Source organism: Streptomyces sp. NPDC058663, from assembly GCF_042716745.1.
In the GTDB taxonomy this organism is placed as follows: domain Bacteria; phylum Actinomycetota; class Actinomycetes; order Streptomycetales; family Streptomycetaceae; genus Streptomyces.
Window position 1 is genome coordinate 181,699 of record NZ_JBHXRV010000006.1, and the last position, 17,495, is coordinate 199,193.

The window sequence follows — 17,495 nt, forward strand, 5'->3', positions numbered from 1 at the left end:
CGTTTCCGCGCTCCCTTCTCTCCTGCTGTACCAGGCGGTAGCTTCCGCCCCATGACCGCCGAGATCCCCGCGCCCCCGCCCGTGCCCCTCGACCAGCTCGACTTCTCGATGCCGCCCGTGCACGACGATCCGGCCGACGAACGCCGGTACCGCAAGGAGCGGCTGGCCGGGGCGCTGCGGATCTTCGCCTCGTACGGCTACGAGGAGGGCGTGTCCGGGCACATCACGGCGCGCGACCCCGAGTACGCCGACTGCTACTGGGTGAACCCCTTCGGGCTCGCCTTCGCCGACGTCACGGTGAGCGATCTGATCCTGGTGAACGGGGAGGGGCAGGTCGTCGAGGGACGGCGGCACGTCAACCAGGCCGCCTTCACCGTCCACGCCCAGGTGCACAGGGCACGGCCCGACGTCGTCGCCGTCGCGCACACGCACTCCGTGCACGGACGGGCGTTCAGTGCGCTGGGCGAGCTGCTCGATCCCCTCACCCAGGAGTCCTGCGCCTTCTACGAGGCGCACTCCCTGTACGACGCATACACCGGTGTCGCCGTCGATCCCACCGAGGGCCGCTGGATCGCCGGTGCGCTCGGCAGCCACAAAGCGGTGATCCTGCGCAACCACGGGCTGCTGACGGTGGGCGACTCGGTGGACGCCGCGGCCTGGTGGTTCCACACGCTGGAACGTTCCTGCCAGGTGCAGCTGGCCGCACGCGCGGCGGGCAGGCCGGTGCTGATCGGGCACAAGGAGGCCGTCGAGACCCGCGACCAGATCGGCGGCGACCTCGTGGCGTGGATCAACCACCAGTCGATGTGGCGCCGCATCAGCCGGACCGAGCCCGACCTGCTGACCTGAGAGGGCCCGGACGCGGGCCTCGGGTACGTTCATCGGATGATCGGGACGAGAGCGGCGCTCCGGGTGGCCGTGGGGGCCGTGGCGTGCGGGGCGGTGACGGTGCTCGCCGGGCTGGGCGCGCTCCTGCACTGGTGGAGCGACCCGGACTTCGCGCGGGAGTCCGCACGGGCCGTGCCGTGCCGCCCCGGCATGGGCAGCGCGTCCATGAACGGCAGCTGCGTGAACACCGATCCGTGGCGGGTCCTGCGCGTGCACCGGGGAGAGGGCCCGCGCGGCTCGGGTGCGTGGCTCGACATCCGGCCGGCAGACGACTTCGCGAGCGGCTGCGAGAGCTGCGACAACACCGAGCGCGTCCCCTTCGCCGGGAGGAGTCCGCTCCTGACGTCCCTGCGTCCGGGAGACACCGTCCAGGCCTCCGGCCTGGGCTTCACCGGCACCCTGCGCATCGAACGGGACGGTGTCACGCAGACGTCCCTGAACGACCTCTCGGGCGTCGCCGACGCACGGCTCGCCCGCGCGCTGACGGTCCTCGCCGCCGGGGCCGTGCTGCTGGCCTCCGGCGGCTGCGCCCTGCGCGTCGCACCCGTACCGCGGCCGTCACCCCGGCCGGCCTGAACCGCTGAGCGCGCCCCGCACTCCGTACGGCACAATTCCCTTCCAGTACATGCACGTTCACACGTCGACAATGAGTGGTTACGGAAAGGGCGGCACCTGCCGTGGCGGTGCAAGAGGCGAGGCAGAGCGCGCACGGCGGAGGATGTGTCTGCGGGGGGTGCCCCAGCGGAGCACGGGAGGGGCACCGGCAGGCCGTCGCCGCCTTTCTGGCCAAGCGCGACGAACTCGCCACGGGGGAGGGACTGCCCGCCGCCGTCGCGCACTCCACGGGCGCGTCCCGCCAGTGGGTCTCCGACGAGCTGACCCAGTCCGCCCGCGAGGTCGCGGACCGTTCCCGCGAGGCCGGGGAGGTATGGCTGCGGCACCTGTGGCGCAGGACCCTGCTGGGGGTCTGGGGCGCGGTGGTCGTCCTCGCACTGGTGCAGGCGTTCACCGCGATCGGTGCGGGCTGGACCGTCGCGCGTACGGCAGGACTCGTCGCCGCCTTCGTCACCGCCGCACTGCTGACCGGCGCGGCGCGCGTGCACCGGGCGCGCGGCGGGCTGCTCGCGCCCCTGATCGGCGAGGACAACCGGCTCTCCACCTCGCGCGCGGTCGCCGCGTCGTGGGTGCTGCTGGCCGTTTTCTCGGTGCTGGTGCTCGCCGTGCAGCTGGCCGGCGCCTCCGACCCGGCCGACCGGGACGCGCTGATCGCCGGACTCGAACTGGCCAGGGGCGCCGGCGTGCTGACCGTCCTCGCGCTGACCTGCGCGATCGCCGTGCTTGTCCGCCGTGTGGTGGGCTCCCGGGTGCGCGAGCAGACCCTGCAGAAGGTGCGGGCGGACCGGCCGCGCGCCGCCGACCTGCTGACCGACGACGCGGGGCGCGGAAACTTCGGCGACATCCAGTTCGTCCTGGTGTCGACGGTGGCCGTGCTCTTCGCCGCCGTACGCCTCGCCAGGCGGCCGGAGCAGCTGCCCGACCTGCCGTGGGGGCTTGCCCTGCTCGTGCTGGTGTCGGCGGCCACGTACGTCGCGGGGAAGTTCGCGGAGGGCGGCCGTCCCGTCGTGCTGTCCGTCGTACGGGCGCGGGAGGCCGGCGACCTCGACGGGCCGATCCGTACCGGTGACGACATCGAGATCAGGGGCGCCGGATTCGTACCGCCGGGGGCGGGGACCCCGGACCGGCTGGCGCGGATGGTGGTCCGGATCGGGACGGTGCACGTCCATGTACCGCTGGTACCGGTGGCCGGTGGATTCGCCAACCCGACCGACAGCGCACTCACCGTGCCGGTCCCGGTCGAGGTGGAGCCCGGCGAGGTCGACGTACAGGTGGTGACGGCGGCGGGGGTGGAGACGAACCGCTGCCGGATCGACGTCACGGACTGAGCCCGCCCGCCCTGCCCACGGCCGGACCCTGCCCCTTCCCCACCTTGCACGCGGCACCCCCCGCGCCGGGCTTTGGCCAGTCGTCGAACGTAGGGTCGAAGTGACGGGACGCGGTGAAGTACGAGGAAGGCAGGGCCGGGCGATGGCATACGGATTCGGAACAGCGGGCACGCGCGCGTACGGGACGAACGGACCGCGCGGCTGGAAGCACAGCGCGAGCCGGTTCGCCCTGCTCCCGCTGCGCGTCTTCCTCGGTATCACCTTCATTTACGCGGGCCTCGACAAACTCACCGACAGCACGTTCCTGTCCGGGAGCGGTACTGGTTCGATCGGTGAGGTGATGCGTGCCGTGCGCGACAGCTCGGCCGTCCCGTTCCTCGTCGACCTGGCGCTCAAGGCCCCCGAGGGCTTCGGATACGCCCTGGCGACCGGCGAACTCCTCGTCGGCATCGGCACCCTGCTCGGACTGTTCGCGCGGGTGGCAGCCGTCGGCGGGGCGCTGATCTCGCTCAGCCTGTGGCTCACCGTCAGCTGGCAGACCACGCCCTACTACTACGGCAACGACCTCGCCTATCTGATGGCGTGGCTGCCGCTGGTGCTGGCCGGGGCCACCGTCTTCTCGCTGGACGCGATGCGCGCCTTGCGGCGGCGGCGCACGCTGTAGGCGACCAGCCCCGCCAGCGAGGCCACGGCCAGTCCGGCGCAGACCACCGGGATCAGCGCCCACCAGGGCGTCTCCCAACTGCCCGTCACGTCCGCCGCGTACAGCCCGGCCGCACCCAGGAACGTCAGGCCCAGAATCGCCCTGCCGGGCTGGAACTCATGACGCAGCACGGCGCACCTCCACCTGTCCGACACCCAGTTCGAGCTTGATCGAGACGGTGCCCGCCGGTTTCGCACCGGCCGGCGGATCCAGCGTGACCGTCTCCTTCGCGTCGGTGCGCACGACGGCGTCCATGTCGCCGCGGTCCGGCAGCCGGACGTTCCCCATGCCGACCTCCAGGTCGAGCCGCACGGTGGCGTCCCTGGGGACCACGACGCGCAGCAGGCCCGCGCCGACCTCGGCCCTGGTGGACACGGTCGTGCCCCGTGGCACCGCGACCCCGGCGAGGTCGAGAGTGCCCTCGCCCGCGCCGAGTTCGTACAGCGGCAGGACCGCCGTGACGGTGGCCGGGCGCCAGTGCGTGACGCCCAGATCGGTGGTGATGTCCTTCGGGATCGTGGTGGCGGCCGTCAGCAGACCGGCGGTGACCAGCGCCAGGAAGATCGTCCCGGCACCGATCCGGCCGAGGAAGGAGCCGACGAGCAGGCCGGCGCCGAACACCGCGAGCGCGCAGGCGAGACCGGCCGCCAGGCTGGTGCCCAGCGGGTGGTCGTGCCAGGTCGCGTACGTCCCGGCGGCACCGGCGAGCAGCGCCACGAGGAAGGTGAGGCCGCCGAAGGAGCGGGGACGCGGGTCGTGGTGCCGTACCGCGGGCGGGCCGTCGGCGGGGGGACGTCGGTCGCGGGGCAGCTCGTTGGGCGGCCCCCACAGGTAACCGCGCGGAACGGGCCCCGTCGTGCCGTCCTTGACGATCGGGTCGCGCCACCAGGACGGGGCACCGGGAACCGGCGGGGCCTTGGTCTCCGGCGGGGCCTTCGTCTCCGGCAGGGCGGCTCCCTCGGCCACCTGGGCGGCACCCGGCTTCTTCGAGGCGGCGGCGGCCCGGCGCTGCCGGGACCACATGGTGCTCGCCCCGACGGCCAGCAGAAGCATGACGGAGAAGCCGAAGGCGCCGCCGTTGTGCAGCATCGACAGGAACATCCCGCAGCCGACCAGCGCGAGGAGCACCGCGATCAGCGCGGGGCCGTCGACGCGACCGGTCAGCAGCCGCTTCGCCTCGTTCTCCTCCTCGCGCTCCAGCGGGATCAGCAGCCAGGCGAAGCCGTACGCGATCAGGCCGATGCCACCGGTCACCGCGGTCACGCCGAGGACGACGCGGAAGATCACCGGGTCGACGTCGAAGTACTCGCCGAGACCGCCGCAGACACCGCCGACGGTCTTGTGCCGACGGCTGCGGCGCAGCGGGCGTGCGGGCTCGACGGCGGGATCGGCGGTGGCGCCGGAGCCGGGGCGCGGGGTGGCGTCGGGGGCCGGGCCGGTGGTGCCGGAGCCGGTGGTGCCGGAGCCCGGCCACGCGGCGGCGGGGTCCGTGAGGGCGTCGGCGCCGGGGCCAGTGGTGGCTCCGGAGCTGTGCCGGGAGGCCTGGACCGTGCGGCCGTCCGGGCCGCGGGCGGCCGTCGGCCCGTCGTCGTGGACTTCTGTCATACGCCCCATGGTGACCGCCATCCGCAGCAGGCGGCACCTGGGACGACCCTGGCTGATCCCTGATTTCCGAGGGCCGCACCCTGCGGTTTCCCTCAGGGGATTATGGGGTTTTCCCCCATGTGCGCGGCACGGCGGGCGTGTGACCATCAAGGCATGTCGTCCATCGCCCCGAGCCGCCGAGCGGCTCGCACCCTCGCCTCCGAGCCGGACTCGGCGGGCCCGCCACCGCGCAAGCTCTACCGCAGCGCGGACGGGCGGATGCTCGGCGGGGTCGCGCGTGGGCTCGCGGGGCATCTGGGGCTGCCGGTCGTCTGGGTGCGGATCGCGTTCTTCGGCCTGTTCCTCATGCAAGGGCTGGGGGCGCTGGTCTACGCGGTGTTCTGGTTCTTCGTGCCGCTGGGCGTCGGCGGCGTGGGGGCCGAGCCGCGCAGCCCCTTCGAGACCGGGCCCGACGGGCGGCGCAGGCTGCGCATGCCCGACAAGGGTCAGGTCGTCGCACTGACAGCCCTGTGCGTCGGTGCCGCGATCTTCATGGGCAACATCGACATGACCGGCTCCGGACGGTACGTATGGCCGCTGCTGCTGACCGGCGTGGGTGTCGTGCTGGTCTGGCGGCAGGCCGACAACGCCCGCCGCGCGCACTGGACGGAGGACGGCGGCAGCCGCCGCCGGATGCTCCAGGTGATGCGCGGTCTCGCGGGAGTGGCCCTGGTCGGGATGGGCCTGACGGTCTTCCTGGTCGTCCGGGGCTCCGCGGCCCAGCTGGGCAACGTACTGACCGCCGCTCTCGCCGTCATCGCCGGCATCGGTCTGCTGGCGGGCCCCTATCTCGTCCGGATGACCCAGGACCTGTCCGAGGAGCGGCTGATGCGCATCCGGGCCCAGGAGCGGGCCGAGGTCGCCGCCCACGTCCACGACTCGGTGCTGCACACCCTCACCCTGATCCAGCGCAACGCGGACGACGGCTCGGAGGTACGGCGCCTCGCCCGCGCCCAGGAGCGCGAACTGCGCAACTGGCTCTACAAACCGGAGGGCACGGGCAAGGACGCGGCCGAGGAGCCCACCACCCTCGCCGAGGCGGTCAAGCGGTCGGCGGCCGAGGTCGAGGACAAGCACGGAGTGCCGCTGGAGGTCGTGGTCGTGGGCGACTGCCCGCTCGACGAGAAGCTGACCGCACAGATGCAGGCCGCACGCGAGGCAATGGTGAACGCCGCCAAGTACGGTGGCGAGGGCGGGGCGGTGCAGGTCTTCGCGGAGGTCGAGGGCCGCTCGGTGTTCGTGTCCGTACGCGACCGGGGGCCCGGCTTCGATCTCGATGCCATACCCGGCGACCGGATGGGCGTACGAGAATCGATCATTGGCCGGATGGAGCGCAACGGCGGCAGCGCACGGCTGCGTTCCGCGCCCGAAGGGGGCACCGTAGTGGAGCTGGACATGGAGAGGGCGGCGGACGCATGACCGAACAGGGCAGGACCGAGCAGGGCGGCACCGGAGAAGCGGCGGAGCGGCACGTCAGGGTGGTGCTGGTCGACGACCACCGGATGTTCCGCACCGGAGTGCAGGCCGAGATCGGACAGACCGCCACCACCGGCGTCGAGGTGGTCGGCGAGGCCGCCGACGTCGACCAGGCGGTCACCGTCATCACCGCGACCCGGCCCGAGGTGGTGCTCCTCGACGTGCATCTGCCGGGCGGCGGCGGGGTCGAGGTGCTGCGCCGGTGCGCTCCGCTGATGTCGGACCCCGAGCGGCCCGTACGGTTCCTGGCGCTGTCGGTGTCGGACGCGGCGGAGGACGTCATCGGGGTCATCCGGGGCGGTGCGCGCGGTTACGTCACCAAGACGATCACCGGCAGCGACCTGATCAACTCGGTGTTCCGGGTGCAGGACGGCGACGCGGTCTTCTCGCCGCGGCTGGCCGGCTTCGTCCTGGACGCGTTCGCCTCCACGGACGCACCGCCGGTCGACGAGGACATGGACAGGCTCACCCAGCGCGAGCGCGAGGTACTGCGGCTGATCGCCCGCGGCTACGCGTACAAGGAGATCGCCAAGCAGCTGTTCATCTCGGTGAAGACCGTCGAATCGCATGTCTCGGCGGTGCTCCGCAAGCTCCAGCTCTCCAACCGGCACGAGCTGACCCGCTGGGCGACGGCACGGCGACTGGTCTGACGCCGGCCCGCACGGCGGGCCCGGGGAGGCCGGCGGGGCGGGTGTGAGGCACGCGACATGAAGGGAAGCGGGGCAACCCTGCCCGGCGGTCACCCCTCTGTATTCGTGTGATGAGTCTGACGGGGACCCCCTTCTTCGCGACCGCGGTGGCGCTGCTCGTGCTCGCGGTCGTGCTGCCGCTGGCGCTGTGGAGCCGGGTGCGCGGGCCTGCCGTCGTACGCGGCGCCGTACGGCTGCTGATGCTGCTGTTCGCCCAGGTCACGGCCATCACCGTGGTCTTCGTCGCCGTCAACAACGCCAACGGCCTGTACGACACCTGGGACGACCTGCTCGGCACCGGCAACCACGTGGGCACCGCGGCCGACCTCGGCCCCGACGGCACCGGCGGCCAGAAGCCGGCCGAACAGCCCAGGGAGGTGGCCAGGTTCAAGCCGGCCGCCGACGCCAGGATGGGCGAGGGCGTACAGGTCACCGACCTCAAGGGCCGGATCTCCGGAGTGGAGGGCGAGGTGTACGTGTGGCTGCCGCCGCAGTACGACGACCCCGCGTACAAGAACAAGAAGTTCCCGGTGGTCCAGCTGCTGCCCGGATACCCGGGCTCCGCGAAGGCCTGGTTCGGCACCCTCGAGGTCAACAAGCAGCTCAAGCCGCTGATGCAGCAGGGCAAGGTCAAGCCGTTCATCCTGGTCTCGCCGCGCACCGCCCTGCTCGGCGACCAGACCGACACCGGCTGCGCCAACACCCCCGGCAAGGTCAATGCCGAGACCTGGCTGAGCCTGGACGTACGGAAGATGGTCTCCGACACCTTCCGCGCCTCGGACCGGGCCGCGGACTGGGCCGTCGGCGGGTACTCGGCGGGCGCGCACTGCGCCGCGAAACTCGCCGTCGCCCACCCCGACCGCTACCGCGCGGGCGTCAGCCTCTCCGGCTTCAACGACCCGAACGGCGAACCCGCCGCGCTCACCGCGGCCACCCCGGAGCTGCGGCGCGCCAACAACCCGTTCCTGATGCTCAAGGCGGCGAACAAGGCGGGTAAGCCGCCGCGCACCGCACTGTTCGTCTCGGGTGCGGCGGGCGACGGCTACGAGAGCGGCACCGCACTGAAGGGCGAGGCGAAGGCCCCGACGACGGTGCGGGTCGTGAAACTGAGCGGGCCCCACGGCACCAGCGTGTGGAAGCAGCAGGTGCCGGAGGTCTTCCGGTGGCTGTCGGAGCAGGTCGGCAAGTAACCGGCGAGGCCGCCGGCTCACCTGCGTGGGCCGGCCTGGCCGCGGCCGACCCCGCGCGGGACCTGCCTGCCCGCGGCTCACCTGCGCGGGGCTGACCCACAAGAGGCCGACCCACGCGGGCTCACCCGCGCGGGTCCGACCTGTGCAGCCCGGCTCATGCGGGGCTCACCTGGGCCGGGCCGGCCCACGTGGGGCTCACCTGCCTGGGGTCGGCCCCGCGGGGCCGACCTGCGCGGGGCCGGCCCACGAGGGACCCTGCGCGGGACCGGCCTGCGAAGGGCTGACCGGCAGGGGGCCGGTCAGTACCGCCGGCTGCGCCCGCCGCCGCGCAGCCGGCCGAAGAGCTGCTTGGCCTGGGACCGCCTGCGCGGGTCGGCGGCTTCGCGGCGGCCCCGGGCGATGGTGCGGCGCCCCTGCGGACTGCGTGCGTAGTTCTTGAGCTTGCTGATGATGCCCGGCATGGCTGTTCCTCCGGTCGTCTCGTGCGCCGTGGAGGTCACGGCCCTGCCAGTCGTGTACCCGGGCCCGGCCCGCTGATGCTGTGGATCAGCGGGCGGGGTGGTACCGCGCGCGCTCAGGCCGGACGGGTGGCCCCCGTCAGCGGCATCTCGTCGATCGGCGCGATCCGCACAGGCGCGCCGGGCCGCGGGGCGTGGATCATCCTGCCGTCGCCGATGTACAGGCCGACGTGCGTGATCCCGGAGTAGAAGAACAGCAGATCTCCCGGCGCGAGCTGGGAACGCGGGACGCGCTGCCCCGCGTTGATCTGGGTGTACGTGGTCCGCGGCAGCGCCACTCCCGCCGCGCGCCAGGCCGCCTGCGTCAGCCCGGAGCAGTCGAACGAGGAGGGTCCCGTGGCACCCCATACGTACGGCTTGCCGAGCGCGCCGTAGGCGAACGAAACGGCCCTCGCGGCGCGGGCGTTGGGTGCCCGGGTGCCGCCGCGCGGCATCTCGGCGCGCCCCGAGGACGCGCGGTCGGCGCGGCCGCCGTCCCCGTCGCCGTGCCCGTCCTGGGCGGCGTACCGGGCACGGTCCTCGGCGCCGAGCCGTGACAGCAGCGCCTCGGCGCCGGCGATCTTCCGCTGGATCGTCGCCTTCTGCTTCTTGAGCTCCGCCTGCTGCCCGGTGAGTTCGGTGAAGCGCTGGTGCGCGGTGCTGCGCAGCCTGGTGAGCTCGGCGAGCTGCCGCTGGGCGCCCCGTACCGCGACCGTCTGCCGCTCGCCCGCCCGTGCGGCGCGCGAGGCCCGCTCCAGATAGCGGTCGGGGTCAGAGGACAGCGCGACCTGGAGCGCGGGCTCGATGCCGCCGGTGCGGTAGTGCGCGGCGGCCATCGAGCCGAGCGACTCGCGGGCCGCGTTGAGCCGCTCCGTCCGACGCGCCGCCTCGTCCCGCAGTGCGTCCAGGGACTTCCTCGTGCGCTCGGACTTCTCCTTCACCCCGTTGTACGTCTCCGTGGCGGCCTCGGCGTCGTGGTAGAGCTTGTCGATCCTCGACTTGAGCTGCGCCGGGGTGGCGCCGGGCTCCGCCTGGGCGGTCCCCTCCAGTGCGGTGGTGCCCGCGGCCCCTGCCAGAACGAAGGAGAGCGCGGTGGTACGGGCGGTGCGAGCGGTGCTGCCGGTGAGTGAGCGCTGCTTGGGCTTCCGGTGCGCTGCCACGGGGGCGTTCACGTCCTTCCACAGGTGCGTCCGTTGCGTACGCGGGTTCCGTACGCGTCCGGCGGCGGCCCCGGACCGGGGGGAGTGGCCGCCTGGGGAGGGACGCTAAACCCGGGCGTCACGGCACAGCCTTCGAATGACCACTAGTGACCGGAAGTGCCGCGCCGGCGACTGCTCCCGATCGACTGTTCTGAGGCGGAATCTCTACTTCCGCTCTCTCTGCGACCGAGGGGACGGAAGTGCCCGCCCTGCCGCAAGAACCCTGATAAGGCCTGGTTAGGCTCCGCCCATGGACGTACTCACGCATGTCTTCGTCGGCCTGCACATCATCGGCATCGCCGCGCTCCTCGGCGGCTTCCTGACCCAGATGAAGGCGATGGGGGCGGGCACCGCCCGCTTCACCCCCGCGATGCTGCACGGTGCGCTGACCATGCTGGTCACCGGCATGATCCTGGTCGGCATCCACCAGGCCCAGGACCACAGCCTCAACCACATCAAGATCGGCATCAAGCTGGCGATCCTGGTGGTGATCCTCGGCCTGGTCTACGTCAAGCGCGACGAGGAGAAGGTGGAGAAGTCCCTGTTCGGCGCGGTCGGCGGACTGACGGTCGTCAACATCTTCGTCGCGGTCCTCTGGACCTGACAGAGGCGCACGGCCGGGCCGGTCTCGCCGGGACCCGGCAGAGGTGCAGGGCCGGTCGCCCTGGCCGGGACCCCGCAGAGGCGCACGTCCCGGCCGCCGTCGCCGGGACCCGGCAGAAGCGCACACCCGGCCGCCGTCGCCGGAACTTCGCCGGAACTTCGCCGGGACGGGACTTCGCCGGGGCTTCACCGGGACGGGATCCGGCCGCGGGCCGGCATGTCCGCCAGGTCACCCACGGTTGTGGCCGAATCCGGGACCGGCTGTCAGTGGGGCCGCCTAGACTCGGTAGGCGATGAGCAGCCTCTTTGACGACAGCTTCCTGGCCGATCTCCAGCACAAGGACGACACGGCCCCCCCGCCCCCGGAGGACACCGCGGAAGGTGCCCCTGCGGAGGAGGTCCCGCACGACCTCTTCCAGGGCGCGTTCGACGGGCCCCCGCCGCCCCGCGACGCCTACTACCGGGACGGTGCCCCGCGCCCGGTGGTCGACGCCGCCGCGCTCCTGGACGGGCTGAACGACAACCAGCGGGCCGCCGTCGTGCACGCCGGATCGCCGCTGCTCATCGTGGCCGGCGCCGGGTCGGGCAAGACGCGTGTGCTGACCCACCGGATCGCCCACCTGCTCGCCGCCCGCGGCGTCCACCCGGGCCAGATCCTCGCGATCACCTTCACCAACAAGGCCGCCGCCGAGATGAAGGAACGCGTCGAGGCCCTGGTCGGCCCCCGGGCGAACGCGATGTGGGTGTCCACCTTCCACAGCGCGTGCGTGCGCATCCTGCGCCGCGAGTCCAAGAAGCTGGGCTTCACGTCCTCCTTCTCGATCTACGACGCCGCCGACTCCAAGCGTCTGATGGCCCTGGTCTGCCGCGACCTGGACCTCGACCCGAAGAAGTTCCCGCCGAAGTCCTTCAGCGCCAAGGTCTCCAACCTCAAGAACGAGCTGGTGGACGAGGAGGACTTCGCGGGCCAGGCCGCCGACGGCTTCGAGAAGACCCTCGCCCAGGCGTACGCGATGTACCAGTCCCGCCTCCGCGAGGCGAACGCGCTGGACTTCGACGACATCATCATGACCACCGTGCATCTGCTCCAGGCGTTCCCGGACGTCGCCGAGCACTACCGGATGCGCTTCCGGCACGTCATGGTCGACGAGTACCAGGACACCAACCACGCCCAGTACACGCTGGTCCGCGAGCTGGTCGGCCCGTCGGGCCCCGGCCTCGCGCCCGGCGAGCTGTGCGTCGTGGGTGACGCCGACCAGTCGATCTACGCCTTCCGCGGTGCCACCATCCGCAACATCCTCCAGTTCGAGGAGGACTACCCGGACGCGACGACGATCCTCCTGGAGCAGAACTACCGCTCCACCCAGACGATCCTCACCGCCGCGAACGCCGTCATCGAGCGCAACGAGAACCGCCGCGCCAAGAACCTCTGGACCGACGCCGGCGCCGGCTCCCTGATCACCGGGTACGTCGCGGACACCGAGCACGACGAGGCCCAGTTCATCGCCGAGGAGATCGACCGCCTCACCGACGCGGGCGACGCCAAGGCCGGCGACGTCGCCGTCTTCTACCGTACGAACGCCCAGTCCCGCGTGTTCGAAGAGATCTTCATCCGGGTCGGCCTGCCGTACAAGGTCGTCGGCGGCGTCCGCTTCTACGAGCGCAAGGAGGTCCGGGACATCCTGGCCTATCTGCGCGTGCTGTCGAACCCCGAGGACACCGTCCCGCTGCGCCGCATCCTCAACGTGCCCAAGCGCGGCATCGGCGACCGAGCCGAGGCGATGATCGACGCACTGTCCCTGCGCGAGCGCATCAGCTTCCCGCAGGCCCTGCGCCGCGTCGACGAGGCGTACGGCATGGCCGCCCGCTCGACCAACGCCGTCAAGCGGTTCAACACGCTGATGGAGGACCTCCGTACGATCGTGGAGTCCGGCGCCGGACCCGCCGTCGTCCTGGAAGCCGTACTGGAGCGCACCGGGTATCTCGCCGAGCTGCAGGCGTCCACCGACCCGCAGGACGAGACCCGCGTCGAGAACCTCCAGGAACTCGCCGCCGTCGCGCTGGAGTTCGAGCAGGAGAGCGGGGACGGGGACACCCCAGGAACCCTGGCCGACTTCCTGGAGAAGGTCGCACTCGTCGCCGACTCCGACCAGATCCCCGACGAGGACCAGGACGGGTCCGGCGTCATCACCCTGATGACCCTGCACACCGCCAAGGGTCTCGAATTCCCGGTGGTCTTCCTGACCGGCATGGAGGACGGTGTCTTCCCGCACATGCGCTCCCTCGGGAACACCAAGGAGCTGGAGGAGGAGCGCCGGCTCGCGTACGTCGGCATCACCCGTGCCCGCGAGCGCCTCTACCTCACCCGCTCCACCCTGCGCTCCGCCTGGGGCCAGCCCTCGTACAACCCGGCCTCCCGCTTCCTGGAGGAGATCCCGGACACGCATCTGGAGTGGAAGCGCACCGGGGCGCAGATCCCGGCCGGTCCTGTGTCGGGCCGCGGTGGCTCCGGCATCGCGTCCTCGCTGTCCTCCACGCTGAACGCGCAGAAGGCGCGCGGCGGCCCGTCCGGGTTCGCGACCCGGCGCACCTCCGACAAGCCGGTGATCAGCCTCGTCGTGGGGGACCGGGTCACCCACGACCAGTTCGGTCTCGGCACGGTGGTGACGGTGACCGGCTCCGGGGCGGACGCCCAGGCGACGATCGACTTCGGCGACGAGCGGCCCAAGAAGCTGCTGCTGCGGTACGCGCCGGTCGAGAAGCTGTAGCGGGGACGGCAGAGGCAAGGGCCCGCACCGGAAGGTGCGGGCCCTTGCCTCTGCCGTCAGTTACGTGCGGGCCCTTGCCTCTCCCGCCGGGTACCCGGCCTTGTGGTGCCTTGCGGTCCTTACGTCGGGTCGAGGCCGTGGCTGCGGAACCAGGCCAGCGGGTCGACGGCGGACTCGCCGCCGGGCCGGACCTCGAAGTGCAGGTGCGGGCCCGTGGAGTTGCCGGAGCTGCCCGAGTAACCGATGACGTCGCCGGCCTTCACCGAGCCCGAGCGGACCTTGGTCGAGCCGAGGTGGCAGTACCAGGTCTCGACGCCCTTGGGCGAGACGACCTTCATCATGTTTCCGTACGCGACGTTGTACTCGGAGCTGACCTCGCCGTCGGTCGCCGCCAGGACGGGCGTGCCGTAGTCGACGGGGAAGTCGATTCCGGTGTGCACGGCCGCCCAGTTGACGCCGGCCTGGCCGTAGTACGCGCTGAGTCCGTGCTGGGCGACCGGGAGCGCGTACTTGGGGCGGGCGGCCTCCTTGCGGGCGGCCTCCGCGGCCTTGCGCTTCTTCTCGGCCTCCTGGCGTTCCTTGAGGTCGATGCGCTCCTGGGTGCGGCTGGCACGGTCGCCGAAGTCGCGGGCGTCGGCGCTCAGTCCGGCGAGCTGGGTGTCGAGCTTGTTGTTGACCGCGACGGGCTTCACGGTCGCCGGGTCGGCGGCTGCCATGGTCGTCGGCTTGATCTTCGGCTCGTCCGCTCCGGCGACGCCGCTGACGGAGGCGGCGGCGATGCCCGCGACACCCATGACACAGGCGGAGGGGACGGCGACGGTGAAGAGGGCGGAGCGCTTGGCGGGGGGGCGGCGGCGGCCGCGGCTCGCGGGGGCTCGGCGGGCGGCACGGGGGCCGGCCGCCACGGGTTCCGGCTCGGGGCCGGAACCGTCCGTGTCGTACGGGTGGGGGTGCCCGGGGGAGTGCGCGCCGTCCGGGGCGAGGGTGACGGCGGGGAACTCGGCGGTGCTGAAGTCGCCCTCGTGACCGGCGGGGCCTTCGGGGAGATCGTCGGCGAGGTCGTCGGTGCGGCCGCCGGTGTGTCCGCCGGAGAGGTGCTCCGGGGGGCTGAACTCGCCGTGGCGATCGCTGAGTTCGGGCGACGGCGCGTCCGGGGCCGGGTTCGCAGTGGTGTTCCAGGCGGTGGCGTCGAAGGAGCCGGAACCGAAGGTGGTGGTCTCGAAGGCCGCGGTCGCGAAGGTGGTGGTTTCGGAGGCCGCGGTCTCGAAGGAGGTGTTCTCGAGGGACGTGCTCTCGAAGGACGTGCCGGTGAAGGCGCTCGTGTCGAAGCTGCCGGATTCGAGGTGCGCGTCGTACGGCTGCCACTGGTGACCGGACGAGGCGTCGGACGCGTACCCGAACCGGGTGGCGTCGAACTGACCGGTCTCGAAGGGCGACTGGTGCACCTGGTGGATCTGGTCCGACTGGCTCCAGGCGGTGGCGTCCCACTGGCCGGTGGGCATCGAGTCCGCCCCGTAGGCCGACTGGGCCGGGATGTCGGCGACGGGCTGGTAGCCGTCGAGCCGGCTCCAGCTGCCGGTGCCGTCGTGACCCTGGTCCTGGCTGTGCGTGCCGTACGCGTCGTCAGCGAGGTACTGGTGCGAGCCGGTGTCCCACTGGCTGGTGTCGTACTGGCCGCTGTGCCCGCCGGAGTCGGCGCCGGGCAGTCCGCCGAAGAGCGGGTCGGTCTCAAAGGTGCCGGTGGGGTACGTGTCGTACCCGGCGTGGGGTTGCTGGTCGTTCACCAACGTCTCTCTCGCCTCGGCAGCAGGGCCTGTTTCCCGGGGGGTACGGGGGGTACCCCGGGTGAAAGCAGTGGCGCGACTGTACCCGGCGGTATGCGGCGGCGACAATCTCCGGCAGGGTTTAGGTATTCAGGAAACGGGCAATCGGCCGCCTTTTGGTGGTCCGCGGGCGGCGCTTTGGCGCTGCGTTCGGCGAATGTTCGAAGAATGCGCGGGCCTTGATCACGGCACTTTCACGGTGCGTGCACGGCCTCTCCGGTTTACGTCGCGGGGTTACGCCACGGAGCTGCTGCCGGTGGTCGCGGCGGTCTGTTCCGGTGTCTGCAGCACCTGCCGGATTCCGGCCGCGACCGCCGGGTGAACGGGCAGGGCGAGATGGCCGATCCCACTGACCTGCACGTTCTGGGCGATCAGATCGGGGTGGTGGATGCGGGCCGTTTCCACCGGAAGCATTAATTGATCAAGGTCGCTCCAGAAACTCACGAACCGGGTCCGGCAGCCGGGAGCGGGCCGGGCAAGTTCTTCGATCAAGGAAGATCCGGGCCGCATCTGCCGTACGAGCGGGTGCGCACTCATGGGTGGGGCGACACGTGTTCCCTCGTGCGGAGTTCCGAGAGTGACAAGGGTGCGTACCCGCGTGTCGCCGCCGAGTCGCTGCGTGTAATAACGGGCGATCAGGCCCCCCAGGCTGTGCCCGATGATGTCCACCTCCCGGTGGCCGGTCCGCGCGCAGATTTCCTCGACGTGGCGGCCGAGCAGTCCGGCGGCGGTACGTATGTCGCAGGTCAGCGGCGAGTAGTTGAGGGAGGTGAGGTGGCACCAGCCGTGCCGGGCGAGCGAGCGGCGGAGCAGCACGAACACCGAGCGGTTGTCGGCGAAACCGTGCAGCAGGACGACGGGCGGCAGGAACCCCCCGGCACTGGGGAGTGCGGTGGCCGTCGCGGATCCGGTGGCTGCCGTGGGGCCAGTGGTTGCCGTGGGTGCGGTGGGTGCAGTGGCCGTCGTGGGACCGGCAGTTGCCGTGTATCCGGCGGGACCGGTGGGTCCGACTGCTCCGACTGCTCCGGTGGGTCCGGTGGGGACTGCGGAACCGGTGGGGCCGGTGGTGGGCTCCGGGCGGATGCCAGAGGGGTAGAGGAGCAAGTGGCCGAAGAAGACGGCCACTTCGAGTGCGGTGGCGCGCAGCAGCGGAGAGAGGGCGGAGCGGGGCAGGGGGAAGAGCTTCATGGCGGCCGGCCTCCCGAACGGCACGCGGGGACGGCCCTGTCCCCCGTATGCCCTCATGGGGTGCCGTGGCGGAGGCCGGTGGAGCAGAGGGGCGGGCCGTACCGCCGTGCCGTGCGGCTGGCGGCGCGGTGGTACGGCGACCTCGTGGCGGCTCCCCGTGCGACCGGCCCGGTGGCGGCTGACGCGGTGCGGTGACCGCGGTGCCGGCTGTTCCGGGTACGACGCGCAGCGAACGTTTCCCACTGTGTGATTTCCCCCTCTCCGGTCACCGTGAAACGGTGGCGTGCGCGATGCTGTGGATAACGTTCGTTCACTTCCCTGCTCCTGCTGGGGCGGGGGACGTTGCGCGCCAATGGCGGCGTGCGCGTACTGGGAGGCAACAGCGATGGGTGTTACTGGACCGATCCGCGTGGTGGTCGCGAAGCCGGGCCTCGACGGTCACGACCGCGGTGCCAAGGTGATCGCGCGGGCCCTGCGGGACGCGGGCATGGAGGTCATCTACACGGGCCTGCACCAGACACCGGAGCAGATCGTGGACACGGCGATCCAGGAGGATGCGGACGCCATCGGCATGTCGATCCTGTCCGGCGCCCACAACACGCTCTTCGTGAAGGTCATGGACCTCCTCAAGGAGCGCGACGCGGCGGACATCAAGGTCTTTGGCGGGGGGATCATCCCGGAGGACGACATCGCGCCGCTCAAGGCGAAGGGGGTTGCCGAGCTCTTCACGCCCGGTGCCACCACCACGGAGATCGTCGAATGGGTCCGCACCCACGTCCGCCAGCCGTCGGACGCCTGAGCGGCAGCACACTCTGGGAACGCAGCACACTCCGGGGATGCGGGATCGGGGAACCCCGCCTCGAACAGGACGAGTACGCCCTCCG

16 protein-coding genes are annotated in these 17,495 nt (G+C 71.8%); 10 read left to right on the plus strand and 6 right to left on the minus strand.

The features are described from left to right. Positions 1-51 precede the first annotated feature (51 nt). The 4 genes from ACFWVV_RS06685 (at position 52) to ACFWVV_RS06700 (ending at position 3,495) form a co-directional block, all read left to right on the plus strand. Positions 52-849, plus strand: coding sequence for a class II aldolase/adducin family protein (locus ACFWVV_RS06685; RefSeq protein ID WP_384350118.1), 798 nt, complete (start codon positions 52-54; stop codon positions 847-849). Between the two features lie 36 nt (positions 850-885). After that, positions 886-1,464, plus strand: coding sequence for a hypothetical protein (locus tag ACFWVV_RS06690; protein WP_384350121.1), 579 nt, complete (start codon positions 886-888; stop codon positions 1,462-1,464). A 101-nt stretch (positions 1,465-1,565) separates the two neighbouring features. Beyond that, on the plus strand, positions 1,566-2,831 hold the full coding sequence (locus ACFWVV_RS06695) for a hypothetical protein (protein ID WP_384350124.1): 1,266 nt from the start codon (positions 1,566-1,568) through the stop codon (positions 2,829-2,831). 142 nt (positions 2,832-2,973) lie between these two features. Then, the gene (locus ACFWVV_RS06700; RefSeq protein ID WP_384350127.1) at positions 2,974-3,495 is read left to right on the plus strand and encodes a DoxX family protein; all 522 of its coding nucleotides are present in this window, start codon (positions 2,974-2,976) and stop codon (positions 3,493-3,495) included. Here ACFWVV_RS06700 and ACFWVV_RS06705 read toward each other — a convergent pair. Both ACFWVV_RS06705 and ACFWVV_RS06710 read right to left on the minus strand, forming a co-directional pair. Further along, positions 3,402-3,665: a hypothetical protein gene (locus ACFWVV_RS06705; RefSeq protein ID WP_384350130.1), complete on the minus strand. Its 264-nt coding sequence runs from the start codon at positions 3,663-3,665 to the stop codon at positions 3,402-3,404. The two genes, ACFWVV_RS06700 and ACFWVV_RS06705, sit on opposite strands and share 94 nt — an antisense overlap. After that, a complete protein-coding gene (locus ACFWVV_RS06710; protein ID WP_384350133.1) occupies positions 3,652-5,139 on the minus strand; it encodes a PspC domain-containing protein in 1,488 nt (495 codons plus the stop codon). The genes ACFWVV_RS06705 and ACFWVV_RS06710 overlap by 14 nt, the downstream gene beginning before the upstream one ends. Positions 5,140-5,292: 153 nt before the next feature. Here ACFWVV_RS06710 and ACFWVV_RS06715 point away from each other — a divergent pair, with 153 nt between their 5' ends. From ACFWVV_RS06715 to ACFWVV_RS06725, 3 genes are all read left to right on the plus strand, one after another. Beyond that, entirely contained in the window at positions 5,293-6,597 is a 1,305-nt protein-coding gene (locus ACFWVV_RS06715; protein ID WP_384350136.1) for a PspC domain-containing protein, read from the plus strand. After that, positions 6,594-7,304, plus strand: coding sequence for a LuxR C-terminal-related transcriptional regulator (locus tag ACFWVV_RS06720; protein ID WP_384350139.1), 711 nt, complete (start codon positions 6,594-6,596; stop codon positions 7,302-7,304). Before ACFWVV_RS06715 ends, ACFWVV_RS06720 begins: the two co-directional genes overlap by 4 nt. 110 nt (positions 7,305-7,414) lie before the next feature. After that, positions 7,415-8,533 (plus strand): alpha/beta hydrolase, encoded by a 1,119-nt coding sequence (locus ACFWVV_RS06725; RefSeq protein ID WP_384350142.1) that lies wholly within the window; start codon positions 7,415-7,417, stop codon positions 8,531-8,533. A gap of 299 nt (positions 8,534-8,832) precedes the next feature. On the opposite strand, the gene ACFWVV_RS06730 is transcribed toward ACFWVV_RS06725, so the two are convergent. Next, positions 8,833-8,994 carry a hypothetical protein gene (locus ACFWVV_RS06730; RefSeq protein WP_384350145.1) on the minus strand — a complete coding sequence of 54 codons (162 nt, stop codon included), beginning with the start codon at positions 8,992-8,994 and terminating at the stop codon, positions 8,833-8,835. Positions 8,995-9,107: 113 nt separating this feature from the next. Further along, positions 9,108-10,190 carry an NlpC/P60 family protein gene (locus tag ACFWVV_RS06735; protein ID WP_384350148.1) on the minus strand — a complete coding sequence of 361 codons (1,083 nt, stop codon included), beginning with the start codon at positions 10,188-10,190 and terminating at the stop codon, positions 9,108-9,110. A 289-nt stretch (positions 10,191-10,479) separates the two neighbouring features. Here ACFWVV_RS06735 and ACFWVV_RS06740 point away from each other — a divergent pair, with 289 nt between their 5' ends. Continuing rightward, positions 10,480-10,833 (plus strand): hypothetical protein, encoded by a 354-nt coding sequence (locus ACFWVV_RS06740; protein ID WP_384350151.1) that lies wholly within the window; start codon positions 10,480-10,482, stop codon positions 10,831-10,833. Positions 10,834-11,125: 292 nt separating this feature from the next. Then, positions 11,126-13,600, plus strand: a complete 2,475-nt coding sequence (gene pcrA, locus ACFWVV_RS06745) for a DNA helicase PcrA (protein WP_384350152.1) — start codon at positions 11,126-11,128, stop codon at positions 13,598-13,600. Positions 13,601-13,719: 119 nt separating this feature from the next. On the opposite strand, the gene ACFWVV_RS06750 is transcribed toward pcrA, so the two are convergent. After that, entirely contained in the window at positions 13,720-15,384 is a 1,665-nt protein-coding gene (locus tag ACFWVV_RS06750) for a M23 family metallopeptidase (RefSeq protein WP_384358865.1), read from the minus strand. A gap of 273 nt (positions 15,385-15,657) precedes the next feature. Further along, the gene (locus tag ACFWVV_RS06755) at positions 15,658-16,611 is read right to left on the minus strand and encodes an esterase/lipase family protein (protein WP_384358863.1); all 954 of its coding nucleotides are present in this window, start codon (positions 16,609-16,611) and stop codon (positions 15,658-15,660) included. A 385-nt stretch (positions 16,612-16,996) separates the two neighbouring features. Here ACFWVV_RS06755 and ACFWVV_RS06760 point away from each other — a divergent pair, with 385 nt between their 5' ends. Next, on the plus strand, positions 16,997-17,410 hold the full coding sequence (locus ACFWVV_RS06760) for a cobalamin B12-binding domain-containing protein (RefSeq protein ID WP_384358861.1): 414 nt from the start codon (positions 16,997-16,999) through the stop codon (positions 17,408-17,410). The last annotated feature ends 85 nt before the right edge of the window (positions 17,411-17,495 follow it).

Excerpts from the sequence above, each read along its gene's own strand:
- ACFWVV_RS06740 (WP_384350151.1), top strand. The coding sequence starts at position 10,480 with ATGGACGTACTCACGCATGTCTTCGTCGGCCTGCACATCATCGGCATC.
- ACFWVV_RS06700 (WP_384350127.1), top strand. The coding sequence starts at position 2,974 with ATGGCATACGGATTCGGAACAGCGGGCACGCGCGCGTACGGGACGAAC.
- ACFWVV_RS06755 (WP_384358863.1), bottom strand. The coding sequence starts at position 16,611 with ATGAAGCTCTTCCCCCTGCCCCGCTCCGCCCTCTCTCCGCTGCTGCGC.
- ACFWVV_RS06710 (WP_384350133.1), bottom strand. The coding sequence starts at position 5,139 with ATGACAGAAGTCCACGACGACGGGCCGACGGCCGCCCGCGGCCCGGAC.
- ACFWVV_RS06730 (WP_384350145.1), bottom strand. The coding sequence starts at position 8,994 with ATGCCGGGCATCATCAGCAAGCTCAAGAACTACGCACGCAGTCCGCAG.
- ACFWVV_RS06715 (WP_384350136.1), top strand. The coding sequence starts at position 5,293 with ATGTCGTCCATCGCCCCGAGCCGCCGAGCGGCTCGCACCCTCGCCTCC.
- pcrA (WP_384350152.1), top strand. The coding sequence starts at position 11,126 with ATGAGCAGCCTCTTTGACGACAGCTTCCTGGCCGATCTCCAGCACAAG.
- ACFWVV_RS06690 (WP_384350121.1), top strand. The coding sequence starts at position 886 with ATGATCGGGACGAGAGCGGCGCTCCGGGTGGCCGTGGGGGCCGTGGCG.
- ACFWVV_RS06685 (WP_384350118.1), top strand. The coding sequence starts at position 52 with ATGACCGCCGAGATCCCCGCGCCCCCGCCCGTGCCCCTCGACCAGCTC.
- ACFWVV_RS06760 (WP_384358861.1), top strand. The coding sequence starts at position 16,997 with ATGGGTGTTACTGGACCGATCCGCGTGGTGGTCGCGAAGCCGGGCCTC.
- ACFWVV_RS06725 (WP_384350142.1), top strand. The coding sequence starts at position 7,415 with ATGAGTCTGACGGGGACCCCCTTCTTCGCGACCGCGGTGGCGCTGCTC.
- ACFWVV_RS06720 (WP_384350139.1), top strand. The coding sequence starts at position 6,594 with ATGACCGAACAGGGCAGGACCGAGCAGGGCGGCACCGGAGAAGCGGCG.